General features: G+C 45.6%; 19 protein-coding genes. 5 read left to right on the plus strand and 14 right to left on the minus strand.

The genetic code is table 11. From position 1 onward, the window contains the following. A partial coding sequence (locus FIM25_RS17275; RefSeq protein WP_218961268.1) for a hypothetical protein occupies window positions 1–218 on the plus strand: 218 nt, incomplete at its 5' end. A 17-nt stretch (window positions 219–235) separates the two neighbouring features. On the opposite strand, the gene FIM25_RS04390 is transcribed toward FIM25_RS17275, so the two are convergent. The 13 genes from FIM25_RS04390 to FIM25_RS04445 all read right to left on the minus strand — a co-directional run bounded on the left by FIM25_RS04390 (window position 236) and on the right by FIM25_RS04445 (window position 13,342). Beyond that, window positions 236–712 carry a transporter substrate-binding domain-containing protein gene (locus FIM25_RS04390; protein WP_139446721.1) on the minus strand — a complete coding sequence of 159 codons (477 nt, stop codon included), beginning with the start codon at window positions 710–712 and terminating at the stop codon, window positions 236–238. Window positions 713–814: 102 nt separating this feature from the next. Continuing rightward, window positions 815–2,230, minus strand: coding sequence for a methyl-accepting chemotaxis protein (locus FIM25_RS04395; protein WP_179953154.1), 1,416 nt, complete (start codon window positions 2,228–2,230; stop codon window positions 815–817). A gap of 67 nt (window positions 2,231–2,297) precedes the next feature. Next, entirely contained in the window at window positions 2,298–2,657 is a 360-nt protein-coding gene (locus tag FIM25_RS04400; protein WP_139446725.1) for a carboxymuconolactone decarboxylase family protein, read from the minus strand. A gap of 116 nt (window positions 2,658–2,773) precedes the next feature. Beyond that, the gene (locus tag FIM25_RS04405; RefSeq protein ID WP_139446727.1) at window positions 2,774–3,109 is read right to left on the minus strand and encodes a cupin domain-containing protein; all 336 of its coding nucleotides are present in this window, start codon (window positions 3,107–3,109) and stop codon (window positions 2,774–2,776) included. A gap of 90 nt (window positions 3,110–3,199) precedes the next feature. Beyond that, window positions 3,200–4,354: a bifunctional GNAT family N-acetyltransferase/class I SAM-dependent methyltransferase gene (locus tag FIM25_RS04410; RefSeq protein WP_139446729.1), complete on the minus strand. Its 1,155-nt coding sequence runs from the start codon at window positions 4,352–4,354 to the stop codon at window positions 3,200–3,202. Window positions 4,355–4,411: 57 nt separating this feature from the next. Next, entirely contained in the window at window positions 4,412–4,576 is a 165-nt protein-coding gene (locus FIM25_RS17010) for a hypothetical protein (RefSeq protein WP_179953155.1), read from the minus strand. Between the two features lie 21 nt (window positions 4,577–4,597). Beyond that, window positions 4,598–5,620, minus strand: a complete 1,023-nt coding sequence (locus FIM25_RS04415) for a carcinine hydrolase/isopenicillin-N N-acyltransferase family protein (RefSeq protein WP_139446731.1) — start codon at window positions 5,618–5,620, stop codon at window positions 4,598–4,600. A gap of 129 nt (window positions 5,621–5,749) precedes the next feature. After that, window positions 5,750–6,496 (minus strand): PAS domain S-box protein, encoded by a 747-nt coding sequence (locus FIM25_RS04420; protein WP_139446733.1) that lies wholly within the window; start codon window positions 6,494–6,496, stop codon window positions 5,750–5,752. 6 nt (window positions 6,497–6,502) lie between these two features. Further along, window positions 6,503–6,781, minus strand: a complete 279-nt coding sequence (locus FIM25_RS04425) for a histidine kinase dimerization/phospho-acceptor domain-containing protein (protein ID WP_139446735.1) — start codon at window positions 6,779–6,781, stop codon at window positions 6,503–6,505. Between the two features lie 71 nt (window positions 6,782–6,852). Beyond that, on the minus strand, window positions 6,853–8,853 hold the full coding sequence (locus FIM25_RS04430) for a methyl-accepting chemotaxis protein (protein WP_179953156.1): 2,001 nt from the start codon (window positions 8,851–8,853) through the stop codon (window positions 6,853–6,855). Window positions 8,854–8,951: 98 nt separating this feature from the next. Next, a complete protein-coding gene (locus tag FIM25_RS04435; protein ID WP_139446739.1) occupies window positions 8,952–9,374 on the minus strand; it encodes a chemotaxis protein CheW in 423 nt (140 codons plus the stop codon). A gap of 27 nt (window positions 9,375–9,401) precedes the next feature. Beyond that, window positions 9,402–11,231 (minus strand): chemotaxis protein CheW, encoded by a 1,830-nt coding sequence (locus tag FIM25_RS04440; RefSeq protein WP_139446741.1) that lies wholly within the window; start codon window positions 11,229–11,231, stop codon window positions 9,402–9,404. Between the two features lie 41 nt (window positions 11,232–11,272). Beyond that, on the minus strand, window positions 11,273–13,342 hold the full coding sequence (locus FIM25_RS04445; protein ID WP_139446743.1) for a methyl-accepting chemotaxis protein: 2,070 nt from the start codon (window positions 13,340–13,342) through the stop codon (window positions 11,273–11,275). 327 nt (window positions 13,343–13,669) lie between these two features. Here FIM25_RS04445 and FIM25_RS04450 point away from each other — a divergent pair, with 327 nt between their 5' ends. From FIM25_RS04450 to FIM25_RS04465, 4 genes are all read left to right on the plus strand, one after another. Further along, window positions 13,670–17,314 (plus strand): PAS domain S-box protein, encoded by a 3,645-nt coding sequence (locus FIM25_RS04450; protein ID WP_139446744.1) that lies wholly within the window; start codon window positions 13,670–13,672, stop codon window positions 17,312–17,314. A gap of 104 nt (window positions 17,315–17,418) precedes the next feature. Then, window positions 17,419–18,015 (plus strand): response regulator, encoded by a 597-nt coding sequence (locus FIM25_RS04455; protein WP_139446747.1) that lies wholly within the window; start codon window positions 17,419–17,421, stop codon window positions 18,013–18,015. A gap of 194 nt (window positions 18,016–18,209) precedes the next feature. Continuing rightward, window positions 18,210–21,008, plus strand: coding sequence for a cache domain-containing protein (locus tag FIM25_RS04460; protein WP_179953157.1), 2,799 nt, complete (start codon window positions 18,210–18,212; stop codon window positions 21,006–21,008). 99 nt (window positions 21,009–21,107) lie between these two features. Further along, window positions 21,108–21,704, plus strand: a complete 597-nt coding sequence (locus FIM25_RS04465; protein WP_179953158.1) for a YigZ family protein — start codon at window positions 21,108–21,110, stop codon at window positions 21,702–21,704. A 168-nt stretch (window positions 21,705–21,872) separates the two neighbouring features. Here FIM25_RS04465 and FIM25_RS04470 read toward each other — a convergent pair whose 3' ends face one another. Beyond that, the gene (locus tag FIM25_RS04470; protein WP_139446753.1) at window positions 21,873–25,151 is read right to left on the minus strand and encodes an efflux RND transporter permease subunit; all 3,279 of its coding nucleotides are present in this window, start codon (window positions 25,149–25,151) and stop codon (window positions 21,873–21,875) included.

Genomic DNA, 25,151 nt, shown 5'->3' on the forward strand with positions numbered 1-25,151 from the left:
TGTTCTTACAATTCCTTGCGCTGATCTATGTCAGTTCTATACGTTCCACAATAAAAAAAGACGAAAAAATTAAATATTTTACAGTCGAAAAGGTGATGGAAGAGATGGAAACTCTGGTCAAAATCAAATATTCCAATCGATATGGGCAGGTTTTCACTGAAACAACACCGACTCATCGACGGTTAATGGAGCTCTTCAATATAAAGTTGTCACCATAGTTACAATTTTCGGGAATTCAGGTTGTATAGCCCTTGCCTACGCCCACTTTTTTTCCTTCCAGCTCATGGGTGTAGGCGATGAATTCCCTGTCAGGCCGTGTAACAATAACCAGCGGAAAGGATATGTAGGGATCTGTGAAAAGCACTTCGGTTTTTACATCATCATCCAGAGCCAAAGCGGGTATGAGATCAATTTCCTTTTTTTCAAATTTGTCCAGCACCTCCTGCCATGTTTCACTGAGAATAAATTCCATCCCGATGCCGGTGCTGCTGATGATGATGTCAAGGTAATCGGCAATGAGACCTTTATAGACAGGATAGTCGGAGGTGTAAGAAAGGGGTTGCCAGTCCACCTCGCTGAAACGCAGGGGGGGAATTTCCTGTAGCCAGATTTTTTCTTCAGGGGATAGATCCAGAGCAATGCTGTTTTCTGAAAAAAAGGAGAGGGCGGTAAGGCATAGGACAAAAATCAGTACAATCATAAACCTTTTCATACACCCTCATTTGATACCAAAATTTATGTTTTTTATCCCGTGTAGAAAATAAGTAAAGTTAGCCCAACTCTCTATATTGAATGAAAGTTAAAAAATAATGCATCATATAACTTTAACCATAGTAGCCAGTTTTTTAGCTAAAGAATTAAGCTTTTCTGCATTTGAGGATAACTCAGAACTGCTTTTTGATATTTTATTTGCTGACTCATTTACTACTGAAATATCTTTTGCAATTTCTGAAGAAACTGAAGAACTCTGAATTATATTATCATTTATGTCTGCTACCCGAGAAGAGGCTTCCATTATATTTTTTGACATTTCATGACTTGTAACTGACTGCTCTTCAACGGCAGATGCAATAGAAGTAACAACATCATTAATTTGAATTATAACAGCTGATATTTTTTCTATTTCTGAGACTGTCCCATCGGTTGATGTCTGAATTCCTTCGACGGTTTGTTTTATTTCCTTGGTTGCATTAGAGGTTTGTTTGGCAAGTTCTTTTATCTCTGCTGCAACAACAGAAAATCCTTTCCCCGCCTCTCCTGCTCTAGCCGATTCAATTGTAGCATTTAAAGCTAACAGGTTTGTTTGCTCAGATATTTCTGATATGACCTCTGTAACCATAGCAATTTTCTTAGCTGACTCTCCAAGGGATTTTACTTGAATGGATGCATTTTGACCTTGTTCTACAGCACGACTTGTAATTGTGCGGGCATTTTCAGAATTTTTTGCTATTTCATTAATAGTTACATTCATTTCCTCCACCGCCGAAGCTATATGGTTCATATTCATCGTTGTTTCTTCCATAGCGCTGGACATAGATTGCATACTGGAGCTCATTTCTTCAGAAGCAACAGCTACGGAATCGGATCTTTGTGAAGTTGCAACAGAATTTTGTTCGAGTTGTTTTGCTACATCAAGAAGAGATTCTGAAGATGGAGTTAATATCTTAGCTGTTTCTGACAATTGTTTTAATGAGTCTACGTTAGTTACCAGCTCTACGTGTCCAATTTTCTTTCCGCTATCATCTTTTATATAGTGTGTATCAACTTGCATGTAGGTACTGGGGGCATCAGCATATTCTTGAATGTAATTAGTTGTTTGTTTTCCTTTTCGAAGGCAGTGCACCCCACAGTTTTCTGTTTCACAAATATCTGCTTTCCAATTTGAGCAATGTTTACCAATAACACTTTTTTTATCTAAATTTTGACGGACCAGTAAAGTTTCGGTTGTCTTGTTAATAAATACCCATTTCATTTTCATATCAGTTGTTGTTACTGGAAATGGTAACGCATCCAGGGAGCCTTCTAAGTAAAAAATCAAGCGTTGCTTACTATGGTTATACTTCAAAAGTATAATATTCATTCCAAACAATACAAGTATAACATAAGTTAAACTTTTAATCTTTTCAGGGCCTTGTATGTCTCCTGTGACTGTTTTATAAGCAAAGAAACCTATAACAATTAAAATACAGGTCCATAGGACAAATTTAATTTTATACTGAATATTTATCATGGTCATAATCTCCTTGTCATAATCTCATATTTCCTTGAATTCAATCTGTATTCTAGCACTTTGTCCGTTATGATGCAGGCTTTATCATTCCCCTTTCCTGAAGATAATCAGCAACAATTAATACTTTACTCCATGCGAGTGTACCTCCCATGCTGACACTGATTGCACAAACTTCAAAAATTTCTGCTATGGTTGCACCGGAATCCAATGCCTTGGATGTTTGTGAAATCATACAGTCCTTACAACCATCCTGAATGCCAATAGCCAAAGAAATTAGTCTCTTGTTCTTTATGCCCAATGCACCTTCACCATATACGGCATTTTTTACAGAGCCATAGTAGGCTTCGGTAAGGTCGGGCATTTGTGTCTTTGTTAATTCAAATAATTCCAGCATTTTTTCTTCATATTTAAGAATCTGTTCACTCATAATCAGTTTTTCTCCGGTAATATGCTTAGGGTGTATTTAGAGCATCAATTTTAATGAACTCGAACGAATATTTTGAAATAGAAAAAAGACAGGTCTTTGATACGTATTCGGAATTTTCATTTTGTGCCATACCTGTCGGGTTCATTGAAAAAGCTTATGTCTGCGTAACCGGCGTATATTTTGCCGGAATGCCTGACGCCTTCCGGAATATGATAGCGGTCTTCTTTCGTGAAAGTCTGCTGGATGCCATCCATCACAAGTTCTATTTTTCCTTCCAGAACAATGCCCACCTGAGCTCCGTGGCTATGCTCGGGCAGATCCGTATCCTTATCAAACTGCATGAAAAGAATCTGATGGGTGTCGGACTGAGACAGATATGCGGTGATGCCGTTCAGCGGGATATCCGCTTTGGGAAGCTTTCTGATGGGTTCGGGGAAAATTTCCGCTGTCATATTTTTTCCTGTTGCTGAATATAAAGCCATGGGGGCTGTGTACGATGGCTTGAAGTTTCAATTGAAATGATTGACTGTTTTTAAGGAATTTCAGAAAATATATCCTTTTTTTCCAAAGATTCCAATATAAAATTTTTTCCCGCTTTTCAGTTCCCTGATTTTTCCCGTCATTTCCTTTAATCCGTTTTCTTCCGCCATTATTCTGAATTTTTCTTCGGAAATCAGATGCATGTGGGGAGCGAGTTGTTTCAGGCTGTCATAGGGCGTTTCTGAGACTTTTTTGATGTATTCGTCATGCAGTTGAAGTACGGCAACCATCTGACCTTCGTCTTCAAGCCATTTGCTGATTTTTTTCAGCAGGGGGTCAGGGGACAGGTATTCAAAGATCAGCCCTGCAAAAATGAGTGAATATTTCTGCCCATGATTTTCAAAGGTATTGAGGTCCGCTTCTATGGTCCGCAGACATGGAAGCGTATCGGTGTAGCGTTGCTGGAGAATTTTTAAATATTCCGGGTTGATGTCAATGGCATCCAGGACCTCTGTACTTTCCCTTCGGATATGGCGGAAGCCGTTTCCCGTGGAGCAGCCAAGACATGCCACAGAACGGCTGTTGCAGGCACCAAGGGATTGCTTGAAAACTTCTTCCAGAAAGGATAGCTGATTGACTTCCGGAAGAGCCATGTGGCCCTCATAATCCGACGCCGGAATATGCAGCCATGGATTCTCCATGCTGCTTTGTGATGGTATGGGTGGGGGAAATCTGTACTCCATAAATACAACATCGGGATAAGGATTAAAACAGTAGGGTTCAATTTCTTTAAACCCGCAGTCTTTGTAAAGCCGCAGCGCAGACCCAAGTCTGGCAACACTGTCCAGACGTACGGCCTGATAAGCAAGGCTTGCTGCTCTGGTAAGGAAGGCCTCCGTCAGGGCTTTACCAATTCCTTTGCCCTGATAGGGTTTAAGGACATACATGCGCTTCATTTCTCCCATACCCGGAGCGATTGGCCTTAGTGCAACGCATCCCACATAAGTTTCTTCCATCTTCGCCAGCAGCAGAAAGCCATTGGGCGGTCCATACATGGATGGAAGATTCTCCAGTTCATCGGTAAAACCTTGAAACTCCAGGTCAAAGCCGAGAAATACCGCATATTCTTTAAAAAGTCCTGCGCCAGCATCATACTGTTCCGGTCGTTCTGCTTCTTCAATTACAAGGGGCATGATTCCATTCCATTGCCGAATCATCTAATAAAATCCTGAAATCTGAGTTTCAAAAGTTTCCATCTGTGATAAATAACCTTTTTAAAGGAAGCTAAGATCCTCCATTGCCTCCATGGCATTACGGATGATCAGTTTTTGTTCGATACCGCATACAAGCTGACACAAAACCTCTGCGCCCACATTGAAGGAAGCCGCCTTGATCCTTTGTGCCTCTTTTCTGGCAGTGGGCAGATTTTTTTGCACCATGATTTTCAGTATGCTATGTACTCAGGAACTTGAATACCTTGTAGTTGAAATTTGTTTTTGTCGGCTTATCATAAGGTTCTGGTAAGCATCCAAACGTAGAAAGTCTTGTCCAATTGAAAAAATATCCTGCATTTTTAAAATTATTTTTTCAGCATTAAAATTTTCCATAGTGTCTGTCTCTGCATGGATATCAAGCATCATGTGGTGAGCATCAGGTGAAAAATCAAAATCTGCGGTTTTCAATGTTCGTTGTTTGTCGTTCTGGCTTGTCTTGAAGGTCATGCATCCAGACTGGGGGTGAAAAACTACGCTAAGTAGGGTGTCGTCAATGACAGAGTCTAAAAGAGACATTGCTGAATCGGGAATGTTGATAGGGATAGCGGTAGTTTTATTATATATGGCACATGCCAGACGAGCAAAGCGGTCGAGGGATTCCGTTGATGTCCGAGACGGCGTGGATTCTCCCCCAAAACCTGCAAAAGAAGACATATATCGGAGAGATTCATCATACCAGCTATTGGTTACAACTGATGTCTGAAAAAAAGAACCCGTATAAAAAAGTGGTTTCCCATTGCGGAACTCAAGTAATGCGTAATTTCCTGAGCTATCGGCCAACAAAAAATGCATTTCCACACGATCCGATGGAATTGTCAATTGTTCGGCCTGAATACGGACATCCTCCACGCTGGTACAGGTGTCTAGCATGAATTGTATCCATTCAAATTCCAACAGAGCTTTGCATCCGCGGTGGTCGGGATATTCGGTACCGGGCATCCAGAGATGTTCGATGACGAGTCCACATTCATTGATGCCTCCCATTGGAAAATCAGCACCAAGAAGGTTTATAGTCAGGCTACCCCAACGACTTATCCAGTGTGCCGGGAATAGATGGTTCTGAATAATGCTCTGTTTCGATATTCCACGCAAGTTGGTAAGGATGTGGCCGTTCGTAAAAGGGACATCAAGGTTACGGGCAATCCATGTATCAGAGCCATTCCGAAGGCAAAAAGCTGAACAACCAAGTTTCAATGAAACTCCATTCATATACCCCTCCCAAAATAAGAAAAATTAGTTTCGGATTTATATTTCATTATGAATTTTTCAAACATTGTGCGTACCATCTTCAAATATTCTTTATCTTTGTTGTGTAAAGCTGGAACAGGCTTTAAAAGCTTAATAAAATCCTGAAATCTGAGTCTCAAAAATTTTCATCAGTGATGAATAACCATTTTCAAGGAAGCTGAGATCTTCCATGGCCTCATTGGCATCATTGGTGAGCAGTTTTTTTTCTATACCGCAGACGGTCTGCCAAAGGGCCTCTGCACCCACATTGAAGGAAGCGGCTTTGATCCTTTGTGCCTCTTTTTGGGCAGATGCCAGATCCCTTTTTTCCATTGCCGTTTTCAGCGTATGGATGCGTTCTGGAATCTGTTTCAGAAAACTCTGCAGAATACGCTGCGCCATTTCCGTATCTCCCATGCTTCCAAGAATGTTGGGGTTCCAGATCAGTGGCTTAATTTCATAAGATGGCAGGCTTCTGGTATGGAGGCCGAATCTGTTATGCAAAGGCATTTCAAGGGGAGTAATAACTGTCAGAATATGGGGGAGAGCCTGAATGGTAAACTGCTCTGCTGAAAGTGCAGCCTTAATGAGTTTGCCATTTTTATGATTAAGCAGCACTTCTATATCATATATACAGCTTTGTTTTACAACTGTCTCATAGATTGTATGGTGCAGATCCCTGTTCTGAAATAGCCCAAGGACACTGGCGCTTCTTCCCAGAACTTCATCTCTTTCATAACCGAGAACCTTCAGGAAGGCTTCATTTACATCCGTATATTTTCTTTCCCAAAGTCCGGATAAGGTCATCATGGAAGGATTGTTGCGGAAAAAAACTTCAAACTCTTTCTGGGAGGACATGAATTCTTATTCTTTCGTAGACAGGAAATCCTGATGAATCAGTTCATTAAAACAATTTACTATGTCCAGTAGTTCGTAGGCACACATCGTTATGAATTCTACACATTCAAGCTGGTCTTCATCAAGATCCGTACTTAAAAGCAGTGCAGACATACCTATAATGCCATTCATGGGATTGCGGATTTCATATCCTGCCCTTGCAATGAAACGGCTTTGGGCCAGGCTTATCATTTCGCTTTTCATAAGGCCGGATGCCAGCCTTTCTTTCAGTGCCTGTCTCGACATATAATCTTCCCTTTGAACAGTTTTCCCCCTCCGGTCAGAGACAAAAGCTGGGGTCCGGAGGGGGATAATTTTTAAAATTTAAACTGGGCTACCAGCTTCTGAAGGGTTACTGAAAGCTTTGAAAGTTCTCCGGCACTCTCACTGACCTGAAGTCCTTTGTTTTTCATTTCTCCCATGGCGTGGGTGATGCCAGCGATGTCCTTTGCCGTTTCCTGAATCACAGTTGCGTTCTGGCTGGCCCCTTCATGGGCCGATTCAATTCCTCGTGAAACCTGGGCCACGTTAGCTGCCACCTCGCTGGCAGCAGTGGACTGCTGCTCCACGGCTGCGGCTATGTTGCCCACCACATCACTGACCTCATTGATGACCTTTGTAATATCACCAACTTCCTTAACCGTGGTGACGGTGGTGTTCTGTATATCCTCAATTTTTTCCCTGATATCCTGAGTGGCACTGGCCGTCTGCCGGGCAAGTTCTTTTATTTCATTGGCGACTACTGCAAAACCCTTGCCAGCATCTCCTGCTCTTGCAGCTTCTATTGTTGCGTTGAGGGCCAGCAGATTCACCTGTTCAGAAATATCCGTAATTGTTTCAATTACCTTGCCTATCGCATTGGCTGCGGTTTTAAGACTTCCCATATGATCGGACATGTTGGCGGCACGGTCTGCGGCATCACTGGAAATACTCCTTGCTTTGCCCGCATTCTGGGCAATCTCTGATATGGTGGCGGACATTTCTTCGGATGCCGTTGCCAGAAGGTTGGTGTTGCTGGATGATTCTTCCAAAGAAGCTGCTGCCATATCAATGGTGCTGCTGATCTCTTCGGAAGCTGCAGCTACATTAGTGCTTCTTTCCGACACATCCTGAACCCCCTTGCTGGTTTCTTCGGCAATGGCAGAAAGCTGGGTGGCTGAAGAAGACAGGGTATGTACACCACTGCCTATGTCCCGGATAATTCCCTGCAGTTTTTCCACAAAGGTATTAAACCAGCGTGCCAGCTCCCCGACTTCATCTCTGGTATTGATTTTAAGACGCATGGTGAGGTCTCCCTCGCCCTCGGCAATATCCTTCAGACCAGCCACAGCCGCATTGATGGGAGAAACAATGGAGCGGACCACAAAGGTGACAACAAGGCCCACAAGGGCAAGGGAGACAAGAATAACTATAATAAGAATGTTACGTACACCCACGGCACTTGAAAGGAATTCCACATGATCCTGGGTTGCGGAAACCACCCAGCCTGTATTTTTTACAGGAGCAAAACCCGCCATTTTGCGAACACCCTGAAAAACATAACTGTTGGCTCCTGGCTGTCCCTTGAACATTTCTCTGGCGATGTGCTGCATTTCAGGAATATTGTTGATATCCGTTTCAAGGACAAGTTTCTGGTTGGGATGGGCCAGAACAACGCCTTTTTCATTGAGCATGTAGCCGTATCCCGTTCTTCCCAGTGTGCGGCTGGCTACAATCTCCGTGAGGTAGCCAGCCTTGATCACCGTTGCAAATACACCCAGAAAATCACCATTTCTTGAATAGATCGGGGTGTTGATGGGCATTACCAGATTGCCTGTGGCCGCAGAGATAAATACATGGCCTATGGTGGTTTCACGGGAGGACATCGCTCTTTTGAATTCGTTATTATTGGCAATATTGAAGCCAATGTATTCTTTGCCGTTTTCAAGGATACCCGTCAGCAGTTCACCCTTGGCATCGGCCACAAAAACGCCCTGATGGTTGGCTGACATCCGGCTTTCCTTCAGGTTTTCAAAAAGTGCCAGTGCCTCTGGCCTAGAAGCTTCCACACCCTTTTCCCTTGCTGCGTAAAGCAGTTCCTGAACAAGACTCTGGTCTGACATGGATTCACAAAGACGCATTTCTGCAAAAAGAAGGTTGTCCATGAGATTGGCAAGGTCCTGGGCAACACCCATGGTATTTTCGGCGGCGTTTTCTGTAAGTGCTGCGGTGGATCTTGTGATGGCAAGGGTACCCACCACCAGAAGGGGCAGAAGAACGGAGAGGATGGCCATTGCAAAAATACGGAAACCAATGGATCGGATATTTACGGACTTCATGATCATAAGCTCCTTTTTCCAGATGTTTTCTGTCCGATTAAAAAAACAGGGTTTATGGGGCAGGCCTGTTTTTTATAAAAACTGATCAAAGAAAATATTCATGTTTCCAGTATGGTTTTCAGATCCAGCAGACCAATGAGCTTTTTATCCGTTTTAAATACACCTTTAAAAAAACGGCCCTGTACCCCACTCAGATTGGAGGGTGGAGGCTCAATTTTCAAGGAGTCCGCAATGACCACATCTTCAATTTTTCCCACCAGCAGGCCCAGATGTTCATCCTCATACCCCACCACAAGGGTTCGGCTGTCTTTTACGGGCAGAAGACCCAGCCTGAGGCCCATGTCCATCACAGTAAGAATGCGGCCCCGGAGATTCATGACTCCTACGAGCCAGTCCTCAGAACCGGGTACTGGTGTAATCTCCGTATGGTTGTTCATCTCCTTAATGTTTAAAATATCAATGCCGCAGAGGGTTTCTCCCACATAGAATGTGGCAAGTTCCAGAATGGATGGGGCTGCCATGGGTTTTTCCTTTCCTGAAGAAATTTTTTATAAATCAACAGTACTGCCCAGAAGGGTCCGGACCAGAGTGAAAATATCCACCATAAGGGTGGTGCGTCCGCCCACAATAATGGAACCCATGATGCCCGGCTGTTTCAGGGTACGCTGATCCATCTCAATGGTAACTTCCACCGCATCCACAGGTCCATTGACCATCAGGCCCATTTCCCTGCCATCTATCCGGAAAACAATGACTTCCACTTGTTCATTTACACAGATGGGATCAAGGCTGGTGCATTCTGTGAGCTCATGCAGGGGCAGCGAGCCTCCCCTGTACTGCAGCACCCTTCTGCCTCCCGCATACTCGATATCTGCTGCCCTGATGCGTTCAATGCGTTCCACAAGATCCAGAGGTACGGCGCATTGCCCATGTTCTCCATTACGGAAAAGAAGCAGGGCTGTTTTGTCTTCCTTCATGCTTTTAATTTTATCGGTATGCATCTGATGATTATGGCTGGCAGAGCTGTCAGCTGAAGAAAGGGCTGCCATCACCGCAAGAGAGGCCACATCCAGAATCAAGGCAACACGCCCGTCTCCCATGATGGTGGCACCAGAATATCCTTTGCAGTCTTTAAGGTGTCGGCCTAAGGGTTTTACCACAATTTCTTCAGAATCCATTAATCCATCCACAAGAAGTCCGTAACTGAAAGCACCTGTGGAGACCACGGCTATATGTATGGCGCTTTCTGCTCTGTACCGACGGTCTTTATTTTTTCTTGGTTGCAGTTCTTCAGACAGGTCAGACTTATGGTTTTCCGGAACCCGGCTGCTCAAGTCCGGAGACCTGCGGTCTGCAATATTGGTTCTGCGGTCGGGTTTTTCTTCTCCGGTAACGGGGTCTTTGTAGGTGCGGGGGATGCCCAGTACTTCAGCCAGATTCAGTATGGGAAGCAGTACACCCCTGAGCCGGAGAACCGGGGCATTGCCTACCTTTTCAATGCGTTCTTTCACCTGTGCCGCAGGAATACGGATCAATTCATTGAGATTGACCTGGGGGATGGCATAGCGTTCTCTGCCCACAGAAATAATCTGGCTGGGGATGATGGCAAGGGTCAGGGGAAGTTTGATACGGATGCGGGTACCTTTATCCATAGCAGATTCGATGTCAACAATGCCACCCAGCCGGTCAAGGTTGGTTTTCACCACATCCATGCCGACTCCACGGCCTGACACATCTGTAAGCTGTTGGGCTGTGGAAAATCCGGGGAGAAAAATAAGATTGATTTTTTCCCTTGTCCCCATAGTTAGAAGTTCTGTTTCAGTAACCATCCCCTTGTTCAGAGCAGATGAGGCAATGGCTTCAGGGTCCATCCCCTTGCCATCATCTTCTATTTCAATATTTACTTGACCTGCTTCATGAAAAGCCCTCAGCTTAATGATACCTGCTTCCGGTTTGTTTTTTTGCAGGCGGATTTCTGGCTTTTCAATGCCGTGATCCACGGCATTTCTCAGAAGATGGGTGAGGGGGTCCTGAATGGCCTCTATGATGGTTTTATCCAGCTCCACTTCATTGCCATGGATTGAAAGGTCAATTTTTTTATCAAGGGAAAGGGAGAGATCCCGGACAATACGGCTGAACTTATCAAAAATATTGGCAATGGGCTGCATGCGTGTGCGCATGATGGCTTCCTGCAACTCGGATGTGATCATGTCAATGCGCTGTCCTGCCACTTCAACGGCTCTGGAATTGCTGGTGGAGATACTCTGAGAGAGCTGGTTGCGGCTTAAAACCAGCTCTCCGGCCAGTGTCATGAGACTGTCCAGAAGGTGTACATTTACCCTGAGGGAGCCTGTTTGTCGGGTCTGATCTTCGGACATGGCAGTTCCTTTTTTATGGTAATAGATTTGTCGCTCTATTTTTAAACCCTGAAACGTCCCACCAGCTCAGTAAGATCCCGGCCCAGCATGGCCAGATTGCCGGAATTGTCCGATACGGCAAGGGCATCCTTTGTGAGATTATCCCCACGGGTATTGATGCCTGAGATGTCAGAGGCCATTTCTCTGGCTGCTGTGGAAATCTGGCTGATATTGGCATTGACCTCCTGCACACCGGAAGAAGCCTGTGAAATATTATCTGCAATTTCCCGTACAGCGCTGCTTTGCTCCTCCACTGCCGTGGCAATGGTGGTATTGATTTCAGAGATTTCTGCAATCACCCGAACCACTTCATCAATGGAATGCAGGGTTTTTCCGGTAAGCTGTTGTATGCCTTCGATGCGGGTTTTTATTTCCTGTGTGGCTTTGCCTGTCTGCCGGGCAAGTTCCTTGATTTCTCCGGCCACTACGGCAAATCCCTTGCCCGCATCCCCGGCCCTTGCCGCTTCAATGGTAGCATTCAGTGCCAGCAGGTTGGTCTGATCAGCAATATCCGTAATGGTTTCAGTTACACTGCTGATCTGTCGGGCTGCCTGCTCAAGGGATCGCATGTACTGGGATGCGGACTGGCTTGTGGTCACGGCGTTTTCGGAAATGTTTCTAGCCCTTTCGGAATGGGCTGCAATTTCGGTAATGGTGGCCGTCATTTCTTCGGTGGCTGTGGCGACCATGTAGGTGCTGGTACTGGCCTGTTCCATGGCAGCGGCTACAGCCTGTATATTGCTGCTCATTGCATGGGATGCCGCAGCAACCCGGCCTGCATTTTCAGCACTGCCACGGGTTTCACCGGCCATACGGGTAGCAATGGTATCAAGACCCTGTGATGCGGAACCAAGCGTACCTGCATTGGTCTGAATCTGACCCATCATGTTTTGCAGTTTTTCCATAAACTGGTTGAAGCTTACGCCAAGAAGACCGATTTCATCCCGACTTTGCACGGGCAGACGTTGGGTGAGATCTCCCTCTCCCTCAGATATTTCCTTAAGATTTTCTGCCACCCTGCGGATGGGTCGAACCACCATACGGTCTGCAATAAAAAAAACGAGAATAAACAGGATGAGGATGGACAGAATACCGAGACCTGCGCTGATATTTCGGATATGTCGTGAACCCTCCAGCACCTTATCAAGGGACACGGCCAGTCCTATGCTCCATGGGGCATCGCTGTTGCCGAGCTGTATGGGGGCATAAACAGTGAAGCTTCGTCCACCCAGAAGGGCGGAACGGCCATATTCAGTAATGATTTTTCCACGGGCAACGGCCTGAATGATGTTTTCACCGATGCCAAAGTCCCTCATGTGCGCACCGATGGCCTTGTCCATGGGATGGGCAGCTCCGATGCCATCATTGGACAGCAGAAAACCGTAACTGTACTCTTTGCCAAAGGGATGAACCCCGGCAATGATGGCGGCCATCTGTTCCATGGAGATATCAATGCCTGCAACGCCCACAATCCGGCCCTTTGAGCGGATGGGTACGCTGAGGGAAACCAGAATGATTTCTTTACCGCCAATCTCATAGGCTGTGGGCGGCGTGATGAATTCTTTTCCGCTTCGGAAAGGTTTCCAGTACCAGCTGCCGTTACTGCTGTTTTCCTCATAGGCACTGGCATCTGAAATATCCAGTTCGGGTTTTCCGCTGAGCCTGTGCCAGTAGGGCATAAATCGGCCTTTGTCATCGCTTCCCGGCGTATTGATGAAATCTGCATCCCTTCCCTCAAAGGCATCAGGGTGCCAGACCGCCCATATCCCCCAGTAGCTCTCGTTGGCAGCAAGGAGACCGTGCATAAGTGCATTGACCATGGAACGTTCCGGAGCATTTTTTGTACCCTGAACGGCTCCCATCATCTGTGCCAGCGCCCTTGCCGCATCCAGAGGTTCCTCCATTTTGGCCTTGATTGCACCGCCATGGTGATGGGCTGCTTCAATGGCCAGGCGCTGGCCGTTTTCAAACAGCTCTTCCGAGGCCATGGAGCTGATGAGCCAGATGGTAAGGATAAAAGCAAGGGAGGCTGCGCCACAGACGCTGCCGATCATTTTTTTTTTGAGATTCATTGTCCGTAAGCCTTTTGGTATGCAGAATGTTTTTTCTTGTTGATTATGAGATTAGAGTTTATTAAGCATTTTTTGTCGTTTATGTCTGACAGGTATTTTATGTGGTTCTTCATGTCAAGTTTTTTTTAAAAAAGGAATTTCTGCGTGGGGTGAAAAAATCCCTGTGAATGGGAAAGGACAGGATTATTTGAAAAAAAGCTTCCCAAAAAATAAAAAAATGTATGACAATATAAACTCTGTTTTTATTGATGATGAAATGAAAAAGGGGTCGTAAAGCCCCCACGGTGCAAGTGAATTTTATATGCAGTACCTGCATGGAGATGGAATATGCCTTTTTCGGTCATGGATTATAATGGGATACAGCTGGTTTTTCATGCTGTTCCGGTTCTTTTGATCTGTATTCTTTGCTTTGTTCTTGTCTGGTCCAGAAAACAAAACAGGCTGCTTTTGCAAAGAAACAGAGCCTATGAAGATACTTTTCAGCGTTTTTTTAACAGTAACAGAATTCCCATGGTTTTAACGGATCTGGAAACGGGGGTGCTTGAGGATGTAAACCCTTCTTTCCTTGAGGTCACAGGGTACGATAGGGGAGAAATGCTTGGCCGGTCTTCTCTGGATATTGGCATCATAAAGGGTGGGGAACGGGACAGGATGAAGGCTCTGCTTTTGGAAAAAGGAGCTTTGGAAAATATCCGGGTACATATTCCCGTAAAATCCCATGAGAAAAAATTTTATACCTGTTTTGGTGAGGCTATTCTGATGCCTTACGGCAGTAAGGTTCTCTGCATAGCAAGGGACATTCATTTATTGTTAAGTTCCCGGCAGCTCCTTGCGGATCAGGAAAACCTGCTGGATACCATTTTCCGCAATACACCGGACTTTCTGATTTTGAAGGACAGAAATTTTGTCTATAAAAAAGTAACGCCGTCTTTTTTTAATTATTTCAAGGATTTTAACAGAAATTCTTCAATTGAGGGGAAAACGGATTTCGATTTCTTCCCGGAGGGAAAAGCCAGAGAACACAGGAAAGAGGATGAGGAGATCCTTGCTACCGGCAGAGTCATGACCATCAGCAAATCCTATAAAGGAGACATCGGGCGGCGCTGGTATCATATTATAAAAGCCCCCATCAAGGATGTGGCAGGGGAGGCCTCGGGGATTCTTTGTACCATCCGTGATGTGACAGCGGAAAAACGCATGGAAATGCTGCTGGAGGCCCGGCTTCGCATCAGTGAGTTCAGGTCTTCCACCACAAGCCATGGTCTTATAAAAAAAATTATAGAAACGGCTGGAGAAATTACTGAAAGCCGTTTTGCTTTTTTCTGTTCCAGAAACAGTTCGCTTCTGAAGGGGATTATGCTCCATGGTCCTGATGTTTTTTCCCATAATGATAATCTTCATCAGAGTGCCCGCCTGTGCGCATCCCGGCTTTTTTCTTTATGCAGACAAAAAGGTGATGTGGTGGTCTGTAATAGGAACAGCCTCCTTGAGTTGCCTGCATTTCCGGGTGTTGAGAAGGTTCATTCCATGATTTTGATCCCTGTATATGAAAAAAAACAGCTTGTGGGATTTTTCGGTGGAGGAAACAAGGATAAGGATTACGATGCCCAGGACAGGGATATGCTTAAGGAACTCTGTCATATGGGGATTGATATTGTCAGGCTTAAACGGACAGAGGAAAAATGGGTGGAGGTCCGGCGCATTCTCCAGAACATTGCCGACTATTTTCCGGGTATGCTTTTCAGATGCTCCGCATCACCGGGCTGGATTATGGAGCATGTTACAGGTACCTGTGAACAGCTCACAGGATATGCGCCTGAGGTCTTTTTGGAAGAACCTAAACTTCCTTTTTCCACACTTATTCATCCTGATGATAAAAAGAAGCTTGAAGCAACCCTTGCCAGGTCTTTTCTGAATAATCAGCCCTATGAGAAGGAATACCGGATTTTCCATAAAAACGGTACATGGCGCTGGGTACTTGAAAGAGGGGTTGGGTTGTATGCAGAGGACGGGCGTGTTGTATCCATCGAAGGTGTAATTACGGACATCCATGAGTATGTGGATATCCGGAAAAACCTCAGAAAACAGGAAATGATGATGAAGACCATGTTGGATGGTGTATCCGACATGATTATGCTTTTGAAAAAAGATTTCAGTATTCTGGCCATAAACAGGGCAGGGGCGGAGATTGTGGGTAAAAGTCCCGAAGAAGTCACGGGTATGAAATGCTATGAACTGTTGCACTATTCTTCGCCATGCGAAGGCTGTGCTGTAAAACAGGCCTTTGAAACGGGCAGCAATGCCAAAAAATTGCATTTTAACAGCTTTTTCAATGCATGGTTTGATTATAATGCCATGCTTGTAATGGGGAGTGAGCATGATTTTCCGATGGTCATTGCTCAGGTGCGGGATGTCAGTGAGAAAATAAAAAAAGATCAGGAGCTTCGTCTGCTGGAATCCGCCATGCAGCAGACCGCTGAAATGATTCTGATTACTGATAAAAATGGAATGATTCAATACGTGAACCCTGCTATTGAAAGGGTTACTGGATATAAAGCGGCAGAAATGCTGGGCAGGCATCCCAGAATGCTTGCAGGCAATCGACCCACAATGCAGCCATCCCATTACAGAAAAATGTGGCAGGTGCTGCGGTCCGGTAAGACCTGGCAGGGCCGTTTCATTAACCGTAAAAAATCCGGCGAAATTTTTACGGAGCAGTCTTCCATTGCGCCGATACTGGATGAAGCTGGCAGTATCGTCTCCTTTGTGGGCGTCTCCACGGACATTACAGAAGAGTTACAAAGGGAGTCACAGGTTTATCAGGCCCACAGGATGGAAGCCATCGGTTCCCTTGCCGGAGGTATAGCCCATGATCTCAACAATATTCTTTTTCCGCTCATGGGCTATGCGGGTCTGTTACGGGAAGCCGTAGCAGATAATGTACAGCTTGCCGAATATATTAATGAAATTTTTATTGCATCGGGCAGGGCAAAGGATCTTGTCAACCAGATACTCACCTTCAGCCGTAATCTTCCCGAAGAAAAAACCTCCATGGAAATACAGGCCATTTTAAAGGAGGTTCTGCATTTTTCAAGGGCCAGTATACCCAGTACCATCCGCATCCGTAATAAGATTGATGATTCATGCCGACCGGTCTGGGCCGATCCCACACAGATGCACAGGGTTTTTATCAATCTGGTTGCCAATGCCTTCCATGCCATGGAAAAAGAGGGTGGCATTCTGACCCTTTCCCTGAAGGAGATTTATCTGTCTGAAGATGAGCATCCCATGTTGCCGGAGGGTTTTTATGCCTGTGCCGGGGTTATGGATACGGGTACAGGGATTGATACTGCCATTCTCGATAGGATTTTTGATCCTTATTTTACCACAAAGGAGAAAGATAAGGGTACGGGTCTTGGGCTTTCTCTGGTGCATGCCATTGTTAAATCCCATGACGGGCATATAGAGGTAAAAAGTACGACGGGGGAAGGTACTCATTTTATGGTGTACATACCCTGTACCATTGAAAATAATGAGATGAAAAAAACTGAGTATGGAGATGAATTTTCCTTATCCGATCCCCATCTGAAGGGGTGTGAGCATATCCTTGTGCTGGATGATGAGGAAGCCATTGCCAGAATGCTTGCCCACCTTCTGGAGCTGCTGGGCTACACTGTGACCATGTGTACCCAAAGTTCAGATGCTCTGCATTTGATTTCCGGGGATAATTTTGTCTGTGATCTTGTGATTACTGATATGACCATGCCGGATATGCAGGGCGGTGAGGTCTGTTCCCGAATCAAAGAGATTCGGCCGAATCTGCCCCTTCTTCTGTTTACTGGAAGGGCAGATGTGATACATCAGGAGAAACTGGCATTCATGGGATTTGCCGGGATGGTCACAAAGCCAGCGAAGCATACGGAAGTTGCCGTGAAGATAAGGGAAATTCTGGATATAAAAAAGAATCACTGAAATTTATCAAGCATTAGAATTGCCAATGCTGGATTTTAGTGGGAAGTATTATATGACAGGCTTGTTTAGTATGTCTTTTTTTTTAGGAAAGGTTTAAAATAATCATGAAATCATCCAAACCCTTTTACAGTGTTCCCGAAGCAGCCGCTCTCTGTGGAGTCAGCCGGTCTACCATGTGGACCTGGGTGAAATCCGGCAGTGTTAAAGCCATGACCACTCCAGGCGGTCATCATCGAATTTCTCCTGAAGAAGTGGAACGTCTTCTTGGTGGAGAGGGAACACTTCCCCAGAATAATGATGGTGTTCACCGGGTACTGATAGTGGATGATGATCCCCAGATGGTAAAGATCCTTCAGGCCAAGCTTTCCCGCATGGGCATAGAAACTGAAACTGCAAAAAACGGCTTTGAAGCCGGTGTAAAAGTTACGGAAATGATGCCAGATCTTGTTATTCTGGATCTTTTTATGCCGGGCATGGATGGATTTGAGGTCTGTCAGATGATTAAAGAAAAAAAGGAGCTGAGTGGTATCAAGGTGCTTGCCATGACTGCCTTTGATAAGAAAGATACGGAAGAGACCCTTTTGAAGATGGGTGCTGAGGCCTGCATATCCAAAGCCCTTGATGTGGAATCTTTTATTGAAAAGGTGATGATGGTTCTGTTGGCTCCGCCCCGGTCAGGTGTCAGAAAAAATCATGGATAGGTTATGGAAGTTTTTTTGATTTGAAGTGTTTTCCACTGGAAGACTCATATGCCCAAGGGAGAAATCCACGGCTGTTTGAGATTAAAACGGAAAAAGAACTCATGTTAAAACCCTCTCCCAAGGAGGTGTGGTCACAGAAGGCATTGCAATTTTTGATATACCTATATCCGTACTATTTTAAGGAAATGTCTCAGATGGATAGAAAAAGTATCCGGTATACTCTTTTGGCAAGCATGATGTTCATAATGGTTTCTTCAATTATTATTCTTTCTGTTCTCTGGCTCTCCCTTGAATACAAGGCGTTTTTAAAGAATGCCGAAGACAGCAGAAATGATTTTATCGTTTCTCAGAAATCCATGTTGCAAAGAGATGTGCTGGCCATTTCCACCTTTATCAATTACCGGATTCAGCAGACGGACAGAATACTGAAAAACAATATTGAAAGCAGGGTGCATGAAGCACATGCCCTTGCAAGTCATCTTTTCAATATATTAAGGGGACATCTTGAGGAAGATCAGATTGCTGAAATAATAAGTGAAGCTTTAAGGGTTATTCGTTTTGATAACGGTATTGGATATTATTTTATTTTTTCCATGGAAGGCACCGATATTCTCTTTCCAGACAGGCCCGAAATGAAAGGGAATAATATGCTTTCCGTTCAGGGCGGTAGCGGAGAATATGTTGTGCGGGACATGCTGGAAATAGTAGGTGAAAAAGATGAAGGCTTTTATACCTATAGATGGACAAAGCCCCGGAAAGAAGGCAACGATTACCTTAAAACAGCTTATGTAAAATATTTTGAGCCCCTGGGTTGGGTTATCGGTACCGGATCTTACCTTGATGATGTAACGGACAAGCTGCAGAATGAAGTCCTGGAGTATATTGTTCCCCTGCAGCTTGACGAAGAAGGTTATTTTTTTGGAAGTATAAAAGGTGGTTACCCTCTCTTTACCAATGGAGAGCTGACCCGTGGAGGGGGAAATATAATTGGTCTTACAGATCCTTACGGTATCCCCATTATTCAAAAATACAATGATATTATTGCAGAAAATGGTTCGGGATTCGTTAACTATTCATGGCCAAAGCCAGAGAATTCTCTGCCTTCACCTAAAGTCTCCTTTGTGACTGAAATTCCTGAATGGAGCTGGATTATCGGTGCAGGCGTATACCTTGATTCCATAGAAGAAAAGTTGGTAACAAGACATCAGATGCTACAGAAGGAGCTATTTCAGAAGGCTGGCCTGTCTGTTGGTTTTCTGATTTTTGTATTTTTCCTTGTTTTTATCTGGATACGTAATTTTCTGAGTCGTATCAATGACGATTTTCAAGGTTTTAAGTCTCTTCTCAAAAGATCTGCTGCTGAACGCACTCCCATGGTTGAGGATCGTTTTGATTATTCTGAGTTTAATGAGATGGCCATCAGTATGAATGACGTTTTTTATGAAATGCAGGAAACAAAAAATATTCTGAAAGAAACCGAGGGGCGCTATCAACTGATATTTGATAATTCTCCCATGGGGCTGCTCTATTTTGATGAGAAGGGCAAGATTGTGGAATGTAATGATTCCACTTTGCAGTTGCTGGGGTCTTCATACCATCATCTGGTGGGACTGAATATGCTGGACCTGCCGGATTCTGGACTGGTTTCTGCCGTAAAAAAAGCCCTTTCAGGTGAAAAGGGAATCTATGAGGGAGTTTATACTTCAGTTACAGGTAATAAAACGATTCCCGTACATGGTTTTTTTGCTCCAGCTTTTAAAAATGGTAATCTTCATGGGGGCGTTGGAATTTTTGAGGATATTTCTGAGCGCTTGTATGCAGAGAAAGAAAATAAAAGACTTGAAGCACAGGTGCGGCAGATACAAAAAATGGAATCTGTGGGCCGCCTTGCAGGTGGTGTTGCCCATGATTTTAATAATATGCTTAGCATTATAATGGGTTATGCTGAAATTGCCATGGCTAAAGATAAAGATAAGAAGCCAGTTTCATTGGAGCTGAAAGAAATATATGCAGCAGCAACACGTTCTGCCAATCTCACCCGGCAGCTGCTTGCCTTTGCCAGAAAAGAGGTGATCTCTCCTGAAGTTCTGAATTTGAATAAGGCCCTTGAAGGTATGTTGCAGATGATGAGACGCCTCATCGGAGAGGATATTCAGCTGGTATGGCGGCCCGGGAAAAATCTTTGGCCCGTTCAGATGGATCCTTCTCAGCTGGATCAGATTCTTGCCAATCTCTGCATCAATGCAAGGGATGCCATTTCCGGTGTGGGCACTCTGACCATTGAGACGGAAAATGTAAATCTGGATGAAAGGTATTGCGCTATAATTCCGGAATCAGTTCCCGGAAGATTTGTCAAGTTATCCGTCAGTGACAATGGCTGTGGTATGGATAAGGAAATTCTTGAGAAGATTTTTGAGCCTTTTTTTACTACAAAGCCCACTGGAGAAGGCACAGGTCTGGGGCTGGCGACAATTTATGGAATTGTCAGGCAGAATGGAGGTTTTATAAGTGTGTACAGCGAACCTGGATCAGGGAGCACTTTTACCGTTTTTTTCCCTGAATCCGTAAAAGAAGGGCAAGAACCTGAGGATGTAAGTGTTTCCGAATCCATTAAGGGGGGCGATGAAAAGATTCTCCTTGTGGAGGATGAAGAGGCCATTCTGAAGCTGGTCAAAAGCATGCTGGAAAAGCTGGGCTACGGGGTGCTGGCATTTTCAAATCCCATGGAAGCCTTAGAGAAAATGCAATACTATGACGGTGAAGTCCACCTGCTCATTAGTGATGTTATTATGCCGGGTATGAATGGTCGGGATATGGCGGAAGAGTTGAAAAAAAATAAATTTCCGGAGCTGCGTACTATTTTTACTTCAGGATATACGGCCAATATCATTGCCCGTTATGGAGTGCTGGATAAGGATATGATATTTCTTCAAAAGCCTTATGTGCTGGCAGCCTTAAGTGATGCCGTCAGAAAAGCTCTGGATATGCGTTGACTTATGGAGCGTGGGAAGGCTGAACATCTGCCGTAAAGGAGATAGCGGATATCTGACCATGTTGCCATGCTTAAGATTTTTGTTGGGAAGGGTATGCGTATGTCCCCCTTGTTTTATCCGCTGAGAAAAGCGGAAGCGGAAACGGAAGTCAGAAAATCCCGTTTTCTTTCCTTTCTTTTTCCCTGCAAGAAAGAAGATGAGGTAAGGGAGCAGATCAGAGCCATGAAGGCTGCACATAAAAACGCCGCCCATGTGGTGCATGCCTTTGTGCTTGGCCAAAGGGAGCCTCTGATGCGGGGAATGTCCGATGACGGGGAGCCGTCCGGAACGGCGGGAAGACCTGTAATGGCCCTTGTGGAGGGCAGGGGACTTGTGAATATTCTGCTGGTGGTTGTGCGTTATTTCGGAGGCATAAAGCTTGGAACGGGTGGTTTGGTCAAAGCCTATGCGGATGCGGCCATGGCTGTGCTGGAAAAGGCGGAATTGGCTGCCTTCATCGAAGAAAAAGAAGTTGAAATTGTTTTTCCCTATACCCTGCAGGGTGCCGTTTCTGGCTGCCTTGCATCTGAAAAAATTATCATCAGCGATGAAGCCTATGGTGAAGAGGTCCGGATGACCCTGCGTATCCCGGAAGAAAAAGAGGATATCCTGCGTCAAAAGCTCAGGGATTGCAGCAGTGGTCGTGTTTTTTTCTGATATACTGCCATGGCCGAATATAATGCAGTAGATGAAGGAAGCTGGCATGGATGCAAATTGTGGCGGTTCGCCGTTCGGGCGGCCTGCCTGCCTTTAATCAGCTCAATAATTTTCATTGTGGTTCTATTTCCTGAGGCAGGAAGCCTCAGGGCATAGAACCTGGCTTCATCAGGTGTATTTTTCCACAACCTGCTTCCATTTATCCTGAATACTGTGGATCAGGGAATATAGAACAGGCACCACAACCAGAGTGAGGAAGGTGGATACCAACAGGCCAAATATAACCACTATGGCCATGGACCTCCACCACTGGGAGGATTCGCTGACAAGGGAGAGGCTTAAGTTTCTGAAGTCGTAGGATATGCCCGTTACCATGGGAATCAATCCTAAAGAGGTGGTGATGGCCGTCAGCAGCACGGGTCGCAGACGGGTGGCACCACCGGCAATGACCGCTTCCCGGATGGCATAGCCCTTTTCCTTGAGCCGGTTGATGTAGTCTATGAGGACAATGGCGTTATTCACCACCACCCCTGCCAGAGATATAACCCCCACACCACTCATAATAATCCCGAAGGGAAGATTTAAAACCGTAAGCCCCAGAAAAACACCGCCTAAGGAAAGAATAACCGAGGTCATTATTATTAGCGGCTGGGTGACGGAATTGAAAAGGCTGACAAGGATCAGGAAAATAAAGAGCAGGGCTGCCAGAAAGGCCTTGGAAAGAAATTCCTGGGATTCCTGCTGCTCTTCCTCCTCGCCTGTGAATCTGTAGCTGTAGCCATGGGGCATGGGAACTTCTTTCATCAGTTTTTCCGCATAGAGTCGTGCAGTGGCACCGGGCATTCTGCTTTCGTCCACCTCTGCCTTCACCGTCACCACACGCTCGTGGTTGATGCGTACAATATTGCCCATAGTGCCGGAATAGCTGAATTCTGCCAGTGTGCTCAGTGGAACCAGCTGACCGGACGGGGCTGATATCATAAGTTTCTTTAAAACCTCGCTGCCCTTTCTGTCCTGTTCGGGCAGACGTACGGTGATGTCGAAATCTTCATCCCCTTCGCGATAGGTGGATACTTCCATACCGTTGTAGGCGGTTTTAAGGGCGGACCCGATGGATGCTGTGGAAAGACCGAAAAGGGCGGCCTTCTGCCTGTCTATACGGACTTCTATGGATGGAATGGATTCGATGTAGTCGTTTTCCACATCCCGCACATGGGGTACTTTTCTGATGAGATCTTCCACCTGACGGGCAAGGGAACCCAGCATCCTGAAATCATCTCCGGTTATTTCAATATTGATGGGTGGACCCGTGGGCGGGCCTTCATCCTGTTCCTGTACGGTGATGTAAGCACCGGGAATGTGCTGCAGGCGCTGTCGTATGGCTTCCATGGTTTCAGGTGTTGGGGTTTTCCGCTCCTCCAGATCAATGAACTGAATGCCTATGTGATTAGGGCTGGTGCCGCCGAACATGGACAGGGAGGGACCGGATACGGCCTTGGCGTAGATGTGCTCAATGTTGTCAAAATCGCTGGGACCGGAAAAGGTTTTTCCCGTGCGGGTGGTATGGGTGACAGGGCTCAGGGTGCTGGCATAGCTTTCAGCTGTAATAGGTTCAAGATTTTTCTCACTGCTGAATTTTTTGCGGGCAATGGCCATTTCCGCCCTTTTTATCACATGGTCTATGTATTCCAGATCCGCACCTTCGGGCATACGGAAATTGACGTAGATGTTTCCGGGATCCACCGAAGGGAAAAATTCCACGGGTCTTTCAAGGCCTACCCGGAGCAGCCAGAAAAAGAAGAGTAAGACCAGCACCATGAAGGCGGTAATGATCATGATAATGCGGTTATCCAGCGCCGTTTCCATGAGTCCCCGATAGGTATTGAGAATGGTACCCTCGATGCGGACGGGTTCTTCGCCTCCTTCGGGGATTGATACACCATTGAGTTTGCCGTTTTCAGGGCTTTCTTTTTTTCCCTTTACCCGCATGAAAAAGGATGCCAGTGCCGGATTGATCACCAGAGCCACAAAAAGACTGGAAGAAAGGGTGATGATCAGGGTCTGGGGGAGGTATTTCATGAATTCGCCCATGACGCCGGGCCAGAAAAGAAGGGGCATGAAGGCGGCAAGGGTGGTGAGGGTGGCACCGATGATGGGCCAGGCCACTTCCGCACTGGCACGGATGGCGGCCTGAAAACGGGGAACGCCCTGTTCCATGAAGCGGTAGATGTTTTCTATTATGACAATGGTGTTGTCCACCATCATTCCCAGAGCAAGGGTTAAGCTGAAAAGTACCACCATGTTCAGGGTAATGCCCAGAGCATACAGCACGCTAAATGTTATGAGCATGGAAAAGGGTACGGCCATGGCCACGAGAAGTGCATTTCGTCCGCCAAGGGCAAAGAAAAGGATCACCACCACCAGCACCAGACCTGAAAGGATGTTATTTTCAAGATCCGCCACCATGGAGCGGATATCCTTGGCTGCATCCATGGTCTTGATGATTTCAGTACCTTCAGGCCATGAGCGCTTTTCTATTTCAATGAGCCGGTCGATCTCTTCGGTAATCCCGATAATGTTTTCACCGGAACGTTTTTTTACGGATATGTTCACCGAAGGTCTGCCGTCAATGCGGGAACGGCTGGTCTCTTCTTTGAAATCATCCAGCACCCTTGCGACATCCTTCAGGTAGATGGGACGATTTTCCTGGGTGGCTACCACCAGCATGAGAATTTCTTCGGGCGTGCTGAACTCTCCGGGAACCTGGATCTGATACCGTCCATGCCCAAGGGTAATGGCACCGCCGGATGTGTTGATGTTTTCTCTGGCAACGGCATCTTGAAATGCGGTGATGGGTATGCGGTAATAGGCCAGCTTGTCCGGGTCCATTTCAATGACAATTTCCCGTTCCAGTCCGCCTGTGATCTCCACTTCAAGAATGCCGGGTATGGTTTCTATGGCATCTTTGAGGTCATCGGCAATTTCCTTTAAGCGGGCAATCCCCGATGTTCCGGAAAGGGAAAAAACCACTATGGGGAATTCCGAAAAATTCACCTCAAAAACAGCCGGATCATCCTCAAGGTCTGTTGGCAGTTCGCCCTTGGCTTCATCCACCTTGTTGCGTACATCCTGCAGGGCAATATTGATATCCGTATTGGGAAGGAATTCAATGTTGACCTGGGAGAGGCCCTCGGAGCTTATGGATGTAACCTTTTTGACTCCTTTCATGCCCCGGAGCTTTTTTTCAATGGGTATGGTGATGCTGGTTTCAATGTCTGAGGCTGCAACTCCCTTGTACGATGTGGAAACAAAGACATAGGGTATGGAAATATCCGGCGTACTTTCTCGTGGCAGGGTGTTGTAGCTGTAGCTGCCTACGATCAGCAGCAGAAAAATCAGAACCATCACTGTGGTGCGTTTTTTGACGGCAGTTCTTGGTACGATCAT

This window comes from Desulfobotulus mexicanus, from assembly GCF_006175995.1.
GTDB lineage: Bacteria > Desulfobacterota > Desulfobacteria > Desulfobacterales > ASO4-4 > Desulfobotulus > Desulfobotulus mexicanus.